Below are 297 nucleotides of genomic sequence, written 5' to 3' on the forward strand. Positions count from 1 at the left end.
CCGACGTGCAGGGCGTGGCCGGCACCTGGAAGGACCTCACCGAGTCGGTCAATTTCATGGCCGGCAACCTGACCTCGCAGGTGCGCAACATCGCCGACGTGACCAAGGCGGTGGCAGCGGGCGACCTCTCCAAGAAGATCACGGTGGACGTGAAGGGCGAGATCTCCGAGCTGAAGAACACCATCAACACCATGGTGGACCAGCTGAACTCCTTCGCCGCGGAGGTGACGCGGGTGGCCCGAGAGGTGGGCACCGAAGGCAAGCTGGGCGGCCAGGCCGACGTGCAGGGCGTGGCCG

General features: G+C 66.7%; 1 protein-coding gene. It reads left to right on the forward strand.

All coding sequences use genetic code 11. The features are described 5' to 3' along the window. Window positions 1–297: HAMP domain-containing protein (locus tag APY03_RS08550; protein ID WP_157103392.1), on the forward strand; the 297-nt coding region annotated here is incomplete at both ends.

Origin of the sequence: Variovorax sp. WDL1, from assembly GCF_001541225.1 — a bacterium.
Lineage (GTDB): Bacteria > Pseudomonadota > Gammaproteobacteria > Burkholderiales > Burkholderiaceae_C > Variovorax.